Genomic DNA, 16,348 nt, shown 5'->3' on the forward strand with positions numbered 1-16,348 from the left:
GGGGTCATGATCTAGCGCCCGTTTGCGCCTTTCAGGCGCGCCTTGACGACCAGAGGCTGGATATAGGGCTCCAGCGATTTCAGCGTGCGGGCAAGCGCGCCACGCATTTCGTCGACGGTGGCGGCACCCGCCGCCATCATCTCGTGGCGCGCCACTTCGTTGGTCAAAAGGAAATTGACGGCGCCGGCCAGCATGTCACGGTCGCGCACCAGCTTGGCGCCGCCGCTGTCGAGCAGGCGCTGATAGGCCTCGCGGAAATTCTGCACGTTACGCCCGGCCAGCACGGCGGTTTCGAGCATCGCCGGCTCGAGCGGGTTCTGGCCGCCTTGCGAAGTCAGCGAGCGGCCGACAAAAGCGATCTCGGTCAGCCTCAGATAAAGGCCCATCTCGCCGATCGTATCGCCGAGCAGGATGTCGGTATCATGGGAGATGCGGTCGCCCTTGCCGCGCCTTGCCACGGACAGGCCCATGCCGGAAATCTGCGCGGCCAGCGCATCGGCGCGATCGGGGTGACGCGGCACGACGATGGTCAAGAGCCCGTGATGGCGCCTATGCAGGCTGGCATGGACCTCCGCGGCCACGACCTCCTCGCCATCATGGGTCGAGATCGCAGCCCAGGTCGGACGGCCGCCGATCTGGCGCTGCAGGGTGGCTAAGGCCCGCTCGTCGACCGGCGGCGGATTGGTATCCACCTTGAGGTTGCCGGAAACGGTGACCGGCCGGGCGCCCAGCGCGCGGAACCGCTCGCCGTCGACATCCGACTGGGCGATGACGTGGGCAAGATTCTCGAACAGCGCCTCGGCAACGCCGGCGCGCTTCTTCCAGGACATGAAGGAGCGGTCCGACAGCCGGCCGTTGACCAGAACCTGCGGCACGTTGCGGGCGCCAAGTTCCAGGATGGTCATCGGCCAGATTTCCGATTCGGCGATAATCGCCAGTTCCGGCCGCCAGTGATCAAGAAAACGGCTTACCGCGGGCTTCAGATCGAGCGGCACATATTGGTGGATGATGCGGCTGCCGAGGCGCTCTTCGGCGACCTTGGCCGAGGTCACGGTGCCCGTGGTCAAAACGATGTTGACGCCATAGTCGAGGATGCTCTCGACCAGCGGCACCACCGCGATCGTCTCGCCCACGCTTGCGGCATGGATCCAGATCACCGGTCCTTCCGGACGGGGACGGCCGGCGATGCCATAGCGTTCTCGGCGGCGGACACGATCCTCCTTGCCGCGCGAGGCGCGCCAGGCGACATAGGGGCCAATCAGCGGATAGGCGGCCGCCCCCGCATAGCGATAGGCAGTCAGGGCCGCACGCGCCCAGCGCTCGCTCATTTGCCGCCGTCCACGAGGCGATAAGCCTCAGCCGTCGCGGCGTTGAGGGAGGCCGTGACCTCCTGGCGCTTGCGCTCCATCTCGGCGTCATCGGCATCGGCGGGCACGAAAACAGGCTGGCCCACGATGACCGCGGAGCGGCCGAACGGCAGGTTGATGGTGGTCTTGTCCCAGCTCTTCTCCAGCACCTTGCGGCGGCTGGTGGCGATGGCCGATGGCAGGATCGGCCGGCCGGAAAGCCTTGCCAGGAGAACGATGCCAAGCCCAGCGTCGCGCGGCGTGCCATTCGGAATATCGGCGATCATGGCGACGTTCTTGCCGGTGGCAAGCGCCTTCCTCAGCGCGATCAAGGCCTTGGCGCCGCCCTTGTCCAAATGCCTCGAATTGTCGCGGCCGCCGGAGCCGCGCACTGCCTCGATGCCGAATTTCTCGATCATCAGCGCCTGGAGCTCGGCGTCGGCGCTGCGCGAAACCATGGCGACCAGCGGCCGGCCCTCAGGGTAATAGGCAGGGGTCAAAAGGTGCTGGCCGTGCCAGAGCGCGATGATGCCCGGCTCAAGATGCGCATAAGCGCCGCCGGCTACCCGGGTCGAGCCTTCGACGAGCGGGCTGGTGACGCGAATCAACCGCAAGAACCAGGCGAACAGGCTGGCGATGAAGTTCTTGACGAAACTCGACTGCGCCAAAGGCTCGCGGATGCGCCGCCACAGCGTGCGCGTTCCGCCGCGTCTGGCGGCGCGCGGCCGGGTCGCCCCTTTCACCGCTTCATGCTCCATCGACGTCAACCGCCGACCTTCGATTCTGGATCGAGCAAGCGGTGCAGATGAACAACGAAATAGCGCATATGAGCATTGTCGACACTTGCCTGCGCCTTCGCCTTCCAGGCGGCGTGCGCCGATTGATAGTCGGGATAGATGCCGACAATGTCGAGCGCGTCCAGGTCGCGAAACTCGGTTCCACCCAGCTTTTTCAGCTCGCCACCGAACACCAGGTGCAAAAGCTGCTTCTTTCCGTCTTCCACGGCCATGCCGATCCTTCGCAGATTCATGAGTTTTGTGAAACGTTTAGCCCAAAGCAGCCGATTTTGGAACTGCGGGCCGACTCACCCTTGGTCAATCCCCGCGATCACCCTGGCGAGCACGCCGAGCAGCTCGCCGCTGCCTGCGGCGAGCGCACCATGGTTGATCACCTCGCCGGCATAGCGCGGCGGCTTGCCGGTGCGGTCGAGCAATGCTCCGCCCGCCTCGGCAAGGATGAGGTCTGCGGCGGCGATGTCCCAGTCATGCGCGCTCGGCTTGACGAAGGTCGCATCGAGCTTTCCGGCGGCGATCATCGCCAGCCGATAGGCAAGCGAAGGGATGTAGGCCGTCCGCCGCAGCCTGTCCTGCCATGCCGGCGGCATCAAGTCGACCAGCGGCTTGGGTCCGCCGATATCGACGCTTTCGCCCAGCGGGCGCACATAGATGCGCTTGTCATTGAGATAGGCGCCCTCGCCCGGCAGCGCCCAATAGGTCTCGCGTTTGGCCGGGCATTCGAGCACGCCGGCGAGCGAGCGCCCGTTCTCGACCACTGCGACGCTGACACACCAGGAATGCAGGCCGTCGAGAAAGCCGCGCGTGCCGTCGATCGGGTCGACCACGAAGGTGCGGCGGGCCGACAGCCTGGCATGGTCATCGGCGGTCTCCTCCGACAGCCAGCCATAATCCGGACGCAGCCGGAGCAAGGTCTCGCGCAGGTAGGTATCGGCGGCGTGATCGGCCTCGCTCACCGGCGAGGTGCCGCCCTTCATCCACACCTGCGGGTTCTTGCCGAAATAGCCCATGGCGATGACGCCGGCCTCGCGGGCGGCGTCGCGCAGCAAAGCAAGATCGTCGCGGGCCTCGCTCGAGTTCAATTGGTCAAGCGCCGGCAAGGGTCATCCCTTCGATCAGGAGCGTCGGCGCCGCGGTGCCGAAATTACGGTCGAGATCGTTCGCCGGAACCATGTTGAGGAACATGGCCTTCAGGTTCGAGGCGATCGTCACCTCGGCGACCGGATAGGCCAATGCGCCGTTCTCGATCCAGTAGCCGGAAGCGCCGCGGCTGTATTCGCCGGTCACCATGTCGACGCCCTGGCCGAATACCTCGGTGACATAGAAGCCGCTCTTCAACGACGCGATCAGATCTTCCGGCGAGCGCTCGCCGGGCTCGATGGCAAGGTTGGTCGAGGACGGCGAAACCGACGAGCCGCTGCGCGAGCCGCGCCCGTTGGTGACAAGGCCGAGCTCGCGCGCGGCCGAGGTGGACAGGAACCAGTGATTCAAGATGCCCTTCTCGACCATCAGCAGCTTCTCGCCCTCGATGCCCTCGCCATCGAAGGGGCGCGAGGCCTGGCCGCGCCGCCGCAAAGGCTCGTCGGTGACGGTGATCGCGGCCGACGCCACCTGCTTACCCATCATGTCGCGCAGGAAGCTGGTCTTGCGGGCGACCGCGGCGCCGTTGATGGCGCCGGCGAGATGGCCGGCAATGCCGCGCGCGACGCGCGGATCGAACACTACGTCGACCGGGCCGGTCTTCGCCTTGCGGGCGCCGAGGCGGCGAACGGTACGTTCGCCCGCCTTGCGGCCGATCTCTTCCGGCGTGTCGAGGTCGGCGAAATGCTGGCGCGACGAGAATTCGTAGTCGCGTTCCATCGCCGTTCCCTCACCCGCAATGACGCTGGTCGAGCGCGAGAAACGCGAGGCGACGTACTGGCCGACAAAGCCATGCGATGTGGCGAGAACCATACCGCCCAGGCCGGCGCCGGCGCTGCTGCCCGAGGAATTGGTGACGCCCTTGACGGCCAACGCGGCCGCTTCGGCGGCAAGTGCAGCTTCCTTCAGCTCGTCTGCCGATACCTCTGTCGGGTCAAAGAGGTCGAGATCGCGCAAATTGCGGGCAAGCAGCGCGGGGTCGGCGAGGCCCTGGAACGGGTCTTCGGGCGAAACCCTGGCCATCGCCACGGCACGCTCGGCGAGCGCCTTCGGGTCGGATGCGGCGGCGGTGGCCGAGACGCTCGCCACACGCTGGCCGACGAAGACGCGCAGCGACACGTCCTCGCTCTCCGACGATTCGGTGCCTTCGACCTTGCCCAGCCGAACCGACACGCCGGCCGAACGGCCGCGCACCGCCACCGCGTCGGCCGCATCGGCGCCGGCGCGCCTGGCGGCCTCGACGAGCGCCGCGACGCGATCGGTCAATTTCGCTGCGTCGAGCTTATCGGTCATGCGGTTGTTCCTGTCTGTTCACGCGGTCTGTCAGGTCGGGATCACGCCCGCACCCATCCATTGATGCTCACGCACCGTCTGCGGATGCTCACGCACTATCTGCTGGATGCTCATGCACCATCTATTGTTCCATTGCCGCTTGTGCAATGGGCTCAGGACAATCAGGATACCGCGGCCAAACCGTCCAAAGCGACCGGAAGGGGTTCCGATCGCTGGAACAGTGTATCGTTCTGACGAAATGGGCTTGGCCGCGCGCGCTTCAGCGCCGGGCTAATGGGGGAAGGATGGATTATTTTGTCGGCGGAGAGTTTACCCATGACTGGACCTCCCATCACCTGAAGCTTTGGGAGGAGCTTCTCGGCGACAAGGCCGGCACGGCGACGGCTGTGCTCGAAATCGGCTCGTTCGAAGGGCGTTCCGCGCTGTTTTTCCTGCAATTCCTGCCAAAATCCCGCATTACCTGCGTGGATAGCTTCCAGGGAAGCGAAGAGCATCTCGAGCCTGGCTCGAAGCATGAATCTGATATGGCCGAGGTCGAACGACGCTTCGACCGAAACCTCAAGCCCTTCGCCGGCCGGGTCGAGAAACGCAAAGGCCATTCGTTGACGATCCTGCCAGGCCTTGCCGGCGAAGGACGGCTGTATGACGTGGTCTATGTCGACGGCGACCATTCCGCCACCTCCGTTTACAGCGATGCCCGACTGGCCTGGGACCTGCTCGACAATGACGGTGTCATGATCCTGGACGATTACCGGTGGAGGCCGGATCTGCCGATGGCCAGACGGCCGCAGGCAGGGATAGAAGCTTTCCTGAGCCAGGTCGCCGGGGAATACGAGCTGTTGCACCGGGGCCAGCAGATCGTCATTCGCAAGAGCGAGATCGTCGCGGCCAAGTCATTCACGATCGCCGGCCGCGACATTGACGGGCTCGCCGGCGGCGCGCTGTCGCCGCCGCTGGTCAGCTTCGTCGTCATCAACTGGAATTACGGCAGCTATGTCGGCGCGACGATCGATTCCATACGCAGGCAGGACTATCCGCATTTCGAGTGCATCATCATCAACAACGGCTCGACCGATGACAGCGCGCAGGTGATTGCCCGGCATGTCGAAGGCGATCCGCGTTTCCGGGTGGAGACGCTGGCGCAGAACCACGGCCAGCTCGGCGCCGCGCTGTGGGCTCTGGACAAGGTGAACGGCGGATTCGTCACCTTCGTGGACGCGGACGACGTGCTGTTCGACAACTACGCTTCGACGCACATTCAGGTGCATATGGCATTGCAACGAAGCGTCGGTTTCACTTCGGCCAACGTCGCAGAGATGGACTCGACAGGCAAAGCCCTGACGGCCTCGTACCAGCAACTCCGGCTGAACAGACCGGGCGCGCAGCGAGGCCTCCGAGGTGAGCGGACCGTGCTGCGACTGCCGACCGTCTCCCCGTCGCAATACCGGCTCCTCGACGCCAGCACGGCGACCATACCGCGTGCGCACGTCGGCTGGTTCTGGGCGCCGGGCAGCGCCAACATGTTCCGCACCTCGGTCCTGCATCTGCTGCGGTTGGACGATGGCAGCAAACCCTTGATGACGTCGGCCGACGGCTATTTCAATACAATATGCCATGCGGTTGCCGGCAGCGCGTTGATCGACATGCCCTTGTCCGGCTATCGCCTGCATTCAAGCAATTATTTCGCCACCGGCGAAAGCGTGGAGGGCATTCGCACCGGGACCAGGGAATACGCGGCCAAATTGCGGAAATTCACATATGAAAGCGTCAAGTATCTGATCGAAGGAAGCGAAAGGTTCGACTGGCTTTTAGGGGGCGAGTTCTGGCCGGTCGTGGACCGGGTCACACGAGAAAACCCCGACAGGTTGCGCGACTATTTCAGCGACGAGATCGCGGTCGAGATATTCAAGCGCAACGCGCTGCAATTGAGGTCTGTTTTCGGTGCCAGGAGGTTCAGCAGAGAGGTGCTGGCCCGGTTTTCCGGAGCCCAGGCAAGATCCATCCTCAGAGCCGGTTTCGGAGGCCGAATTCCAATGCGCGTCCTCTCGAAGTCGCTGTTCCGCGATGTCCGCATCTCTCTGAGGATCGGACGGAAGCGACAATGACCGCGCCGAAGATCAGCTTCGTCATCATCAACCACAATTACGGCCAGTATGTCGGCCAGGCGATATCGAGCGTTCTGTCGCAGGATTACGCCGAGCTCGAATGCGTTGTCCTCGACAACGCCTCGACCGACGACAGCCGCGATGTCATCGCGCGATTCGAGAATACCGACCCCAGGCTGGCGTTTGAATATCTGGATGACAACCTGCACCAGATGGGCGCGTTCCTTCACGTTCTGGATCGCCTGGCGGGCGAATTGGTCTGTATCGTTGACGCCGACGATTTCCTGTTCGCGAACTTCGCGGCCTTTCACGCCCAGCTTCATTGCGATTGCCCGACGATCGGCGCCACGTCGGCCGGCGTTCTTGAAACCGATCATGCCGGGCGGCCGCTGTCTTCCGGTTTCGCATGGTTGCTGCACCGCAAAGTGGGCAGCCCCCTTGATCCCGACCGTTCACACTCAGATCACATGATTCTGGGACGACGGGAGCGCGAGCTGCTCGGGCAACAGTCCACGGTGATAGAGCCTCACGAAGCCGGCTGGCACTGGTCGCCTGGTACGGCGAACGTGTACAAGCGGCATTATCTCGTCCGATGCAAGCCATCCCTGGCTGTGGTCGGCAATGCCGCGACCGACAATTATTTCATGCCGTTCGTGCATGCCTTGGCTGGTTCGGCCTGCATAGACCTTCCGCTTTCGGCCTACCGAATTCACGGAGGCAACGTGCATGGCGCGCAGCCCTCCTTGCCGAACTTGAGGACATTCAGCAAAGCCGCCCATCAGCGTTCGCGCGTGCGGCGAAGTGCTATGGTGCGCGAACTGGCCTCACGTGCCCGGGATTTTGTGTCGACACACGGACATGCTTTCTGGACCCTGATGGATGCTCCCAGCGTGCCGGACGGGATTTCGTTGAAGGCATATTTCAACGACCCTGCAATTCAGGATATTTTGGCTGATCACTTCGACGAGATCCTGGCAGCATGCGGAGAGGCCGAGACGCGCGAGGCGTTACGCGCTCGCATGGGGCGCAAAGGCTATAAGCAATTCCTGGCCTTGCAGGGTCAGAGAAAATCCCGACCTGACTCGAGGGCCGACGGCGGCTAAAATCACGCCACCGGCGCCCAGATCACGTCTTCGACCCTTGCGGCCCCTGTTGCCAGCATCACCAGCCGATCGAAGCCGAGGGCCGAGCCGCTGGCTTGCGGCATGATGGCCAAAGCGGCCAGGAAATCCTCGTCCAGCGGATAGCGCTCGCCATAGACGCGCTCTTTCTCATCCATTTCGGCGGCGAAGCGGCGGCGCTGTTCGGCCGCATCGGTCAGCTCGCCGAAGGCGTTGGCAAGCTCGACGCCGCAGCAATAGAGCTCGAAGCGCTCGGCGACGCGCGGATCTTCAGCGCTCGGCCGGGCGAGCGCCGCTTCCGAAATCGGATAGCCGTATAAGATGGTGGCCCGCCGCTGCCCCAGCACCGGCTCGACTTTTTCGACCATCACCCGGCTGAACAGGTCGGCCCAGTTGTCGTCGGGCGCAGTGCGCAGGCCGGCGCGGACCAGTGCCTCGTGAAGGGCGTCGCGGTCGGTGCTGCCGTCGGCCGATACGGTCGCGAGCAGGTCGATGCCGGCGTGGCGCAGGAAAGCCTCCGCCACGCTCAGCCGCTCCGGCTCGGCGAACGGATCGGCCTCGCGGCCGCGAAAACGGAAACTCTTGGCACCGGCTTTTTCCGCGGCGAGCGCCAGGAATTCGGCGCAGTCGGCCATCAGACGCTCAACTGGATCGCCGACGCGGTACCATTCGAGCATGGTGAACTCGGGGTGATGCAGCGGCCCGCGCTCGCGGTTGCGCCAGACCGGGCCGAGGCTGAAGATGCGTTCCTCGCCGGCAGCGAGCAGCTTCTTGCAGGCGAATTCCGGCGAGGTGTGGAGATAGAGCTGCCGGCGCGATGCGTCGGGCCCGATCGCCTCGGTGGCGAAGGCGGCGAGATGCGCCTCGTTGCCCGGCGAAACCTGCAGGGCCGAGGTCGTCACCTCGACGAAATCGCGCTGCGTGAACCAGCCGCGCAGGGCGGCGGCGACGGCATTGCGCGCCATCAGCCGGGGCCGGCGGTCGGCGTGGACATGCGGCGTCCACCAGGGCGAAGCGGCGGTCATGGGCAGGAAAATCGCCCGACAGGCTGGCGGTTCGGCGCAAGATGCGCTAGGGCGCACGCGATGGCCGCCGTCGCCGCTTCGCGGAAATCGACGCTTGCAGGCCGAAAAACTCGAACGGGATCGAATATCGTGGTCAAGGTCATCGCCAGTTCCTTACGCAAAGGCAACGTCGTCGATAAGGACGGCAAGCTTTATGTCATCCTCTTTGCCGAAAACATCCACCCTGGCAAGGGCACGCCGGTGACCCAGCTCGACATGCGCCGCATCGGCGATGGGGTGAAGGTCTCGGAGCGCTACCGTACGACCGAAATGGTCGAGCGCGCCTATGTCGAAGAGCGCGAGCACACCTTCCTCTATTCCGATGGCGAAGGTTTTCACTTCATGAACCCGGAAAGCTACGATCAGGTCGTGGCCTCGGAAGCCGTGGTCGGCGACATGGCGCCCTATCTGCAGGAAGGCATGGCCGTGCAGCTCGCGCAGTTCAACGGCGTGCCTATCTCGCTGGTGCTGCCGCAGCGTGCCACCTTCGAGGTGGTCGACACCGAGCCGGTCACCAAGGGCCAGACGGCGTCTTCGTCCTATAAGCCGGCGATACTCTCCAACGGCGTGCGCACAGCCGTGCCGCCACATATCTCGGCCGGCACGCGCGTGGTGGTGATGACCGCCGACGGTTCTTACGTCGAGCGCGCCAAGGACTGAGATTTTAGGGCGATTGAAGTGGCTCGCTTGAGCACAGGCGGGCCTGCAATTACACGTAGTTGGCTTTTTTGACCCGTATCCGCCAGTTTCCCTGCGGACGATCGCTTTACGCCTCACTTCAGCGGCGCGAACCACCAATGCCGACACCTGAAAGCTGAAATAGCTCATGGGCATCTGCTGATTGCCCAAACACCCAGCGCACGCTGCGGTTTTATCAAAGGCAGTTACCCCCGAACGTTTAGCGAAAGGCGAGGCACGCTTGTATCGCCGCATCATTCCTTTGATGGATTTCAGAGGCCAAAAAGCAAGATAGCGTGCGGCGCGCGGAACGGGCGCGGTCGCCGTCATGCAAATAAGCAACAAACAGGCTCTTGCTTTGCAGGCAGTAATGAAAGAGGCCAAACGCGCCATAACGCCACTTATCTGGTTCAGCGGCGGCATCAATATACTGATGCTCACCAGCTCGTTCTACATGCTTCAAGTTTACCACCGGGTTCTGTCCAGCCACAGCGTGGAAACTTTAGCAGCGTTGTCGTTAATGGCCTGCGCGGCGATCCTGACAATGGCAGGGCTCGAAATGGTACGCGCCCGCCTGCTGTCAACCGTAGGCGCCTGGATGAACTCGAGGCTGGCTCCAGTCCTGTTGACCGCGTCAGTAGAGCAGTCGGCCGCCGCGCCGGGTCAAGGCAGCACGCGGTCTCTGCGCGATCTCGACCAAGTGCGGAATTTCTTCACCAGCCCGAGCATCTACCCAATTCTCGACGCACCGTGGGCGCCAATCTTCTTCATCGCCATCTTCTTCATGCATCCGTGGCTCGGCTGGTTGGCGCTGGCCGGCGGGTGCGTGTTGTTTGCGCTGGCATTGCTCAACGAACTCACCACCCGCAAACCGCTGACAGAGGCCGGCAACGCACAGGCACGGGCTTTCACCCAAGCCGAGTCGGCAGTCCGCAACGCCGAGGTCGTCCAGGCCATGGGCATGCTGCGGCCGTTGCTCGACAGTTGGCAAGAGCAGCAGGATGAAGCGAGCGCCGGACAAGTCGCCGCCGGCAACCGCGCCAGCGCCATCGCGTCTGTCGCACGTTTCTGGCGGATGGCCTTGCAAATGGCGGTGCTCGGCCTCGGCTCTTACCTGGTGCTGCAAAACGAGGCCTCTCCCGGCATCATGATCTCATCCTCAATCTTGATGGGCCGCGCGCTGGCCCCCGTGGAGCAAGCGATCAGCACGTGGAAGGCGACGCTCGGGGCACGCGCCGCTTACAAGCGTCTCACGGCGTTTGTCGGCCAGCGACCCGAGGCCAAAGCAGTGTGGTCTTTGCCGCGCCCACAAGGAAAGGTCGAGGCAGAGAGTATTGTCCTCGCCCGGCAGGGTGGCGGCGAGCATGTCTTGAAAGGTGTGAGTTTCCAACTCAAGCCCGGTGAAGTGATGGCGCTCATCGGCCCGAGCGCATCCGGCAAGACAAGCCTGGCCCGCGTTCTCGCCGGCGCTTGGCGCCCATCAGCCGGTCGCGCTTTGCTCGACGGCATGGACGTCGCCGAGTGGCCCGCCGAGGACCGTGGTCGGCACGTCGGGTATTTGCCGCAGGACATCGAGTTGTTCGCCGGCACGATCACCGAGAACATCGCCCGCTTCGCGAAGCTCAGTCCCGCGGTCTTCAACAGCGTGATCAAGGCCGCGCAACTGGCGGGCGTTCACGAATTGATCAAGGGCTTGCCGAAAGGCTACGAAACTCAAGTAGGGGATTCAGGCGCATCGCTGTCAGGCGGACAGCGCCAACGAATCGGGCTGGCGCGGGCACTCTACGGCGATCCGACACTCATCATCCTGGACGAGCCGAATTCCAACCTCGATCGCGAGGGCGAAGACGCCCTGATGGCCGTGATCGGCGCGGTCAAGGCGACGGGCACTACGATGATCCTAATCGCGCACCGCCCAAGCATCATGGAGAAAGTCGACAAGGTGCTGGTGCTCAATCAGGGCAGACAAGAATTATTCGGGGCGCGTGACACGGTCTTCAACGAACTCGCCGCCCGCGCCAGGAGAGTGGCTCAGCTGCCCAACACCACTCACGTCACGGCGGTCACGTCATGACCCGCGCAAACCCAGCAGACGACGATATGAACATAGTCGCTCTCCCCCAGCCACTGCCACCCCCGCCGACGTTGCAACCGCTCCGTCTCAGAGCCGTCACGAACGCCGGTTTCTCAATCATGTTCCTGTTCTTCGGCGTGGCCGGCGGCTGGGCGGCCCTGGCACCGCTCGACAGCGCGGCGGTGACGACCGGAGTGGTCAAGGTCGACGGCGACCGCAAACTCATCCAGCATCTCGAGGGCGGTATTATCGCCGAACTGGACGCCGTCAACGGCGATGTCGTCAAGAAAGGCAAAGTCCTCGTCCGCCTCGACCGCACGCAAGCCAAGGCTCAACTGGACTCGATTCAAAACAAGATCGCCACACGCGAGGCGCTCGTCGCCCGTCTCCGGGCCGAACGCGACGGCAAGGACACGATCGAGTTCGACCAGGCATTGCTCGACAACCCGGACCCTGCCGTCAAGGACGCGGTGGCCACCCAACGTGACGTCTTCAACGCGAAGCACCGCAACCTGAAGGACGAGAAGGCAATCCTCGACGAACGCCGCCAGCAGACCGCCGAGCAAATTACCGGACTGCAACAGCTTATCGCGACCGAGGACAAGCGGATCGCGGCATTCGCGAATGAGAACAAAGACCTCGAGACTTTGCTCAGCAAGGGGCTCACCACCCGCGAACGCAACCTGACGCTCACCCAGCAACAACGCCAGACCGAGGGAGAACGCGCCACGAATGTCGCATCGATCGCCCGCGCCCGCAGCTCTATCGCCGAGATCGACATGCAAATCCTCAACCTCACAACTCAACAGTTGAACGAGTCAGTTGACGAATTGAGCAAGGTCGAAGCGGAGCTGTTCGACTTCCGGCAGCAAGCGCGCGCGGCCGAGGATGTCCTCAAGCGCACCGACATCACCGCGCCCGTCGACGGAATCGTAATGGACGTGAAAGTCCACACGGCGGGCGGAGTGGTGAAACCCGGCGACACGCTGATGACGGTCGTGCCGCTCGGCGAGAAGCTGGTCATCGAGACCATGGTCAAGCCTGAGGACGTCGAGACGATCGCCCCCGGCCAGACAGCCTATGTCAGCTTCCCGGCCTTCGCCAAATACAACCTGCCGCAGCTAGACGGCGTCGTGGAAACGGTGTCGGCCGACCGGTTGGTGGACGAGCGCACCAACGCTCCTTACTTCGCCGCGACGGTGGTGATCGACAAGAGCGAACTGGCCAAGCTCGACGGTCGCAAGCTGCTGCCCGGCATGTCGAGCGAGGCCATGATCAAGACCGGTACCCGCACGGTCCTGGCCTATCTCGCCGAACCGCTCACGCAAAACATCCGTCGCTCTTTGCGCGAGAAATGACGTAAAATTGCGTAATCATCTGTGAATAACGTGCGTATCATTCTCACTATACCACACTATAGAGTTTTTCGCACACAATTGTGTGCGCGATAGGGAGGTGAATACCATGACTAAGAAGCCAGACTTAGTATCAATTGGCCCGGATTTCTCGTCGTCGAGCGCCAGTGTCGACTTGAATCTGCACGCCCAAACAGTCCAACTCGAAGAGAACATCCCGCCGAGCGCGACAGTCACCAACGAGGCCGCTTATTTCGCCGGCGGCATCGCCTACACCACCGACTTCACCAACCCCACCGGGGATTATCTCCGTGTTTACACCGGCTCGGAATTCTCAGACCGAATGATCGGCGACGATCTCCTCAACCATCTTCTCGGCGGCGGCGGCAACGATTTCATGTACGGCGGCGGCGGTGACGATTGGATTGAAGGCGGTGACGGTAGCGATTCTATTGCCGGTGACGCCGGCGACGATTCCCTCTACGGCAACGCCGGCGACGACACCATCAAAGGTGGTGACGGTAACGACTTTATCAGAGCCGGTGACGGTAACGATATCATCAACGGCGGGGCCGGTGATGACGCCATCTATACCAGTGACGACAGCCAAGCCCACTACTCCCCCGGTGTCGACATAGTCAATGGCGGTGGCGGCAACGATTTTATCAGGGCCGGCCGTGACGGCGGCATATTCAATGGCGATGCTGGCAACGACACCATCACCGGCAGCGAGGGCCAGGACACTATCAACGGCGGGGCCGGCAACGACACCCTCTACGGCGACAACGGCGCTATGAATAGCAACAGCACCGACACCATCCACGGCGGTGCCGGTGATGATTATATCGAAGGTGACGTCATGTTTCTCCCGTCCGGCAGAGCTAACTTCCTGTACGGTGACGGGGGCAACGACACCATCGTCGGGTTTATCGGTGACGACACCATCAACGGTGGGGCCGGCAACGACACCATCGAAGGGGGTAGGGCAAATTTCTCGATCAATTCCGGCAGCGACACCCTGACGGGCGGCGGGGGTAACGACACCTTCGTCTTCCACAGCCACACCTTCGTCGCCGGCCAACATGACGTCATCACCGACTTCAAACACGGCGACGATAAGTTCGACCTGAGGGACACTCACGACACTGCGTTCCTGCAAGGCCCCACCTTTAACTCGGCACAGTCGGCTATCGATTATCTCCACGCGCACAATCTCTCTGCCGAGAGTACAGTAGTAAAGGTCATCGACGGTTCTGCCGTCGACCTCGTCAGTTTTAGCGACGACGCCGGCACTCTCGACCTTAACGTGTCGGTAAGCGCATCGGCGGCGGCGCATATCACACAGGCGGACTTCCTCTTCGGCGCTCTGGTGTAACCTACAGTGAGGGGCGGCGCACAAGTCGCCCCCCCAACACCTGATAGTGAGATACACGTATGCGGACAGAGGTAGCGAGTGCGCGGTTTAGGGGGTGCCCGAAGCGGTATCAGAGCCGACCTGGCCGCCTCCATACACCTCGGCCTCGGGCGGCGATAATACAGACCGCTTCCAAATCTCCGACGGGCTCGGCGGCATGGACAAAGTCTGCTGCCGGGTATGTCGAGCGAGGCCATGATCAAGACCGGCACCCGCACCGTGCTGGCATATCTTGCCGAACCGCTCACGCAAAACACCCGCCGCTCATTGCGCGAGAAATGAAATCTTCGACAGCTCCATACGCATCCGTCTCACAACAAAAGAGAACCCAGACCAAGGACTCATGGTTGTATCCGCAGTGTAACATCACAACGCGCACAATTTTGTGCGCAACAGGGAGATGAATACCATGACTAAAAAGCCAGTCTTAGTATCAGTCGGCCCGGATTTCTCGCAGTCGACGGCGAGTGTCGATCTGAACCTGCACACCCACACAGTCCAACTCGAAGAGAACATCCCGCCGAGCGCGACAGTCACCAACGAGGCCGCTTATTTCGCCGGCGGGACCGCATACACCACCGACTTCACATACACCGGCACCTGGTTCGGTTCGGCTTTCTCCGACCGAATGATCGGTGACGATCTCACCAACCTATTTTCCGGTGGCCCCGGCAACGATTTCCTCCACGGCGGCGCCAGTGCCGACGCTCTCAACGGCGATGACGGCAACGACTTTATCACCGGCGGGGCCGGGGATGATCTTCTCGACGGCGGTGCCGGCAACGACACGATCAATGGCGGCGCTGACAACGACACACTCCGAGGCGGGATCGACAGCGACGTGATTTACGGCGGCACCGGGGACGACACTATCTACGGCGGCAGCGGGATTCGCCCGAGCGACGGTCAGGATCACACTCCCGGCGACACGAACGACACACTCTACGGCGGTGCCGGCAACGACACGATCTTCGGCAACGCCGGGGACGACTATATCGAGGGCGGTGCCGGCAACGATACCCTCTACGGCGACGACACCGCCACCTCCCCCACCAGCGGTAACGACACCATCCACGGCGGTGCCGGCGATGACGTGGTCGAAGATAGTCGCGGTACCAACACCCTATACGGCGATGCCGGGAATGACTTGATATTGGGTGGAGACCAGAACGACACCATCTATGGCGGCAAAGGCGCCGACATCATCCTCGGCGGCGCAGGCGCGGACTGGATGTCGGCGAACAACGGCATCACCACGGGGGACGGCGCCCAGGACACCTTTGTCTTCTTCTCGGGCGAATCATCGGCAACCGTGCAGGACACCATCCAGGGATTCAAGCATGGCGAGGATAAAATCGATCTGCATGAATCGCGGCACGTCGCTTTGATCCTTAACGACGCTCCCGGTACTAGCGGAACTTTCGCCTCGTCTCAGGCAGCTCTCGACTATCTTCACGCACACAACATATCCGCCGAAGGAGCAGTGGTGAAAGTCGACACCGGAAGCAGCGGGCTCATTGTCGGTTTCAGCGACGACGCCGGTACAATCGACCTAAACGTGGCGGTGGGCGAGACGGCGGCAGCTCACATCACCGAATCAGACTTCCTCTTCGCGTAGAAAAGTTGCGCCTGTAAAACTTGCAGTGGAGTACGAGCGCCAATTCTCGGTTACTGAGGTCAGCCCATTTGGAACGCGGCGCTCTGGGGAGGCGGCTGCATAATGCCGATAACAGAGACCCTCCCAACGCCGATCGAGAAGGCTGGCTGGCTGCGCGACTATCCCGCCCTTGAACCGAACCCAAGGGCGGGCATCGGCAGCGCCCGGCGCCATGAGCAGAGTTGCGCCATAGCAAATTGATGACGCACTTTCCCGGAAAGTTCGCCGTTAGATTTGCGCGGCGCCGGAACTGTTCCGAAATTTCCGAAACGTCTACTATGCCTGCGTGCACGGGACTCGCATCGCT

At 62.7% G+C, this 16,348-nt stretch carries 13 protein-coding genes; 7 read left to right on the forward strand and 6 right to left on the reverse strand.

Going from position 1 to position 16,348, the window contains the following annotated elements:
* Positions 1 to 11: 11 nt before the first annotated feature.
* The 5 genes from waaA to CK219_RS16695 form a co-directional block, all read right to left on the reverse strand.
* Complete coding sequence (gene waaA / locus CK219_RS16675; RefSeq protein WP_095767820.1) at positions 12 to 1,328, reverse strand: lipid IV(A) 3-deoxy-D-manno-octulosonic acid transferase; 1,317 nt, start codon at positions 1,326 to 1,328, stop codon at positions 12 to 14.
* Complete coding sequence (locus CK219_RS16680; RefSeq protein WP_095767821.1) at positions 1,325 to 2,104, reverse strand: lysophospholipid acyltransferase family protein; 780 nt, start codon at positions 2,102 to 2,104, stop codon at positions 1,325 to 1,327. Before CK219_RS16680 ends, waaA begins: the two co-directional genes overlap by 4 nt.
* Before the next feature lie 5 nt (positions 2,105 to 2,109).
* A complete protein-coding gene (locus tag CK219_RS16685; protein ID WP_041002569.1) occupies positions 2,110 to 2,355 on the reverse strand; it encodes a DUF4170 domain-containing protein in 246 nt (81 codons plus the stop codon).
* 75 nt (positions 2,356 to 2,430) lie between these two features.
* A complete protein-coding gene (locus CK219_RS16690; protein ID WP_095767822.1) occupies positions 2,431 to 3,240 on the reverse strand; it encodes a 3'(2'),5'-bisphosphate nucleotidase CysQ in 810 nt (269 codons plus the stop codon).
* Positions 3,227 to 4,573 carry a TldD/PmbA family protein gene (locus tag CK219_RS16695; RefSeq protein WP_095767823.1) on the reverse strand — a complete coding sequence of 449 codons (1,347 nt, stop codon included), beginning with the start codon at positions 4,571 to 4,573 and terminating at the stop codon, positions 3,227 to 3,229. The genes CK219_RS16690 and CK219_RS16695 overlap by 14 nt, the downstream gene beginning before the upstream one ends.
* 284 nt (positions 4,574 to 4,857) lie before the next feature.
* Here CK219_RS16695 and CK219_RS16700 point away from each other — a divergent pair, with 284 nt between their 5' ends.
* Entirely contained in the window at positions 4,858 to 6,678 is a 1,821-nt protein-coding gene (locus CK219_RS16700; RefSeq protein ID WP_176477036.1) for a glycosyltransferase, read from the forward strand.
* A complete protein-coding gene (locus CK219_RS16705) occupies positions 6,675 to 7,781 on the forward strand; it encodes a glycosyltransferase family A protein (protein WP_095767825.1) in 1,107 nt (368 codons plus the stop codon). Before CK219_RS16700 ends, CK219_RS16705 begins: the two co-directional genes overlap by 4 nt.
* 2 nt (positions 7,782 to 7,783) lie before the next feature.
* Here the strand turns inward: CK219_RS16705 and epmA are convergent, their stop codons facing one another.
* The gene (gene epmA, locus CK219_RS16710; protein ID WP_095767826.1) at positions 7,784 to 8,824 is read right to left on the reverse strand and encodes an EF-P lysine aminoacylase EpmA; all 1,041 of its coding nucleotides are present in this window, start codon (positions 8,822 to 8,824) and stop codon (positions 7,784 to 7,786) included.
* Between the two features lie 129 nt (positions 8,825 to 8,953).
* Between epmA and efp the strand changes: the two genes are divergently transcribed.
* The 5 genes from efp to CK219_RS16735 all read left to right on the forward strand — a co-directional run bounded on the left by efp (position 8,954) and on the right by CK219_RS16735 (position 16,002).
* Entirely contained in the window at positions 8,954 to 9,523 is a 570-nt protein-coding gene (gene efp / locus CK219_RS16715) for an elongation factor P (RefSeq protein WP_095767917.1), read from the forward strand.
* Positions 9,524 to 9,911: 388 nt separating this feature from the next.
* Complete coding sequence (locus CK219_RS16720) at positions 9,912 to 11,615, forward strand: type I secretion system permease/ATPase (RefSeq protein WP_245340502.1); 1,704 nt, start codon at positions 9,912 to 9,914, stop codon at positions 11,613 to 11,615.
* Positions 11,616 to 11,641: 26 nt separating this feature from the next.
* Positions 11,642 to 12,973 (forward strand): HlyD family type I secretion periplasmic adaptor subunit, encoded by a 1,332-nt coding sequence (locus CK219_RS16725; RefSeq protein WP_176477046.1) that lies wholly within the window; start codon positions 11,642 to 11,644, stop codon positions 12,971 to 12,973.
* Positions 12,974 to 13,079: 106 nt separating this feature from the next.
* Positions 13,080 to 14,345 carry a calcium-binding protein gene (locus tag CK219_RS16730; RefSeq protein ID WP_095767829.1) on the forward strand — a complete coding sequence of 422 codons (1,266 nt, stop codon included), beginning with the start codon at positions 13,080 to 13,082 and terminating at the stop codon, positions 14,343 to 14,345.
* A 448-nt stretch (positions 14,346 to 14,793) separates the two neighbouring features.
* A complete protein-coding gene (locus CK219_RS16735; protein WP_176477037.1) occupies positions 14,794 to 16,002 on the forward strand; it encodes a calcium-binding protein in 1,209 nt (402 codons plus the stop codon).
* Positions 16,003 to 16,348: the final 346 nt, after the last annotated feature.

The organism is Mesorhizobium sp. WSM4313, assembly GCF_002294725.1.
Lineage (GTDB): Bacteria > Pseudomonadota > Alphaproteobacteria > Rhizobiales > Rhizobiaceae > Mesorhizobium.

Coding starts and splice junctions, on each gene's coding strand:
- CK219_RS16725 (WP_176477046.1), top strand. CDS start 11,642: ATGAACATAGTCGCTCTCCCCCAGCCACTGCCACCCCCGCCGACGTTG.
- waaA (WP_095767820.1), bottom strand. CDS start 1,328: ATGAGCGAGCGCTGGGCGCGTGCGGCCCTGACTGCCTATCGCTATGCG.
- epmA (WP_095767826.1), bottom strand. CDS start 8,824: ATGACCGCCGCTTCGCCCTGGTGGACGCCGCATGTCCACGCCGACCGC.
- CK219_RS16735 (WP_176477037.1), top strand. CDS start 14,794: ATGACTAAAAAGCCAGTCTTAGTATCAGTCGGCCCGGATTTCTCGCAG.
- CK219_RS16720 (WP_245340502.1), top strand. CDS start 9,912: ATGAAAGAGGCCAAACGCGCCATAACGCCACTTATCTGGTTCAGCGGC.
- CK219_RS16695 (WP_095767823.1), bottom strand. CDS start 4,573: ATGACCGATAAGCTCGACGCAGCGAAATTGACCGATCGCGTCGCGGCG.
- CK219_RS16730 (WP_095767829.1), top strand. CDS start 13,080: ATGACTAAGAAGCCAGACTTAGTATCAATTGGCCCGGATTTCTCGTCG.
- CK219_RS16680 (WP_095767821.1), bottom strand. CDS start 2,104: ATGGAGCATGAAGCGGTGAAAGGGGCGACCCGGCCGCGCGCCGCCAGA.
- CK219_RS16705 (WP_095767825.1), top strand. CDS start 6,675: ATGACCGCGCCGAAGATCAGCTTCGTCATCATCAACCACAATTACGGC.
- CK219_RS16700 (WP_176477036.1), top strand. CDS start 4,858: ATGGATTATTTTGTCGGCGGAGAGTTTACCCATGACTGGACCTCCCAT.
- CK219_RS16685 (WP_041002569.1), bottom strand. CDS start 2,355: ATGGCCGTGGAAGACGGAAAGAAGCAGCTTTTGCACCTGGTGTTCGGT.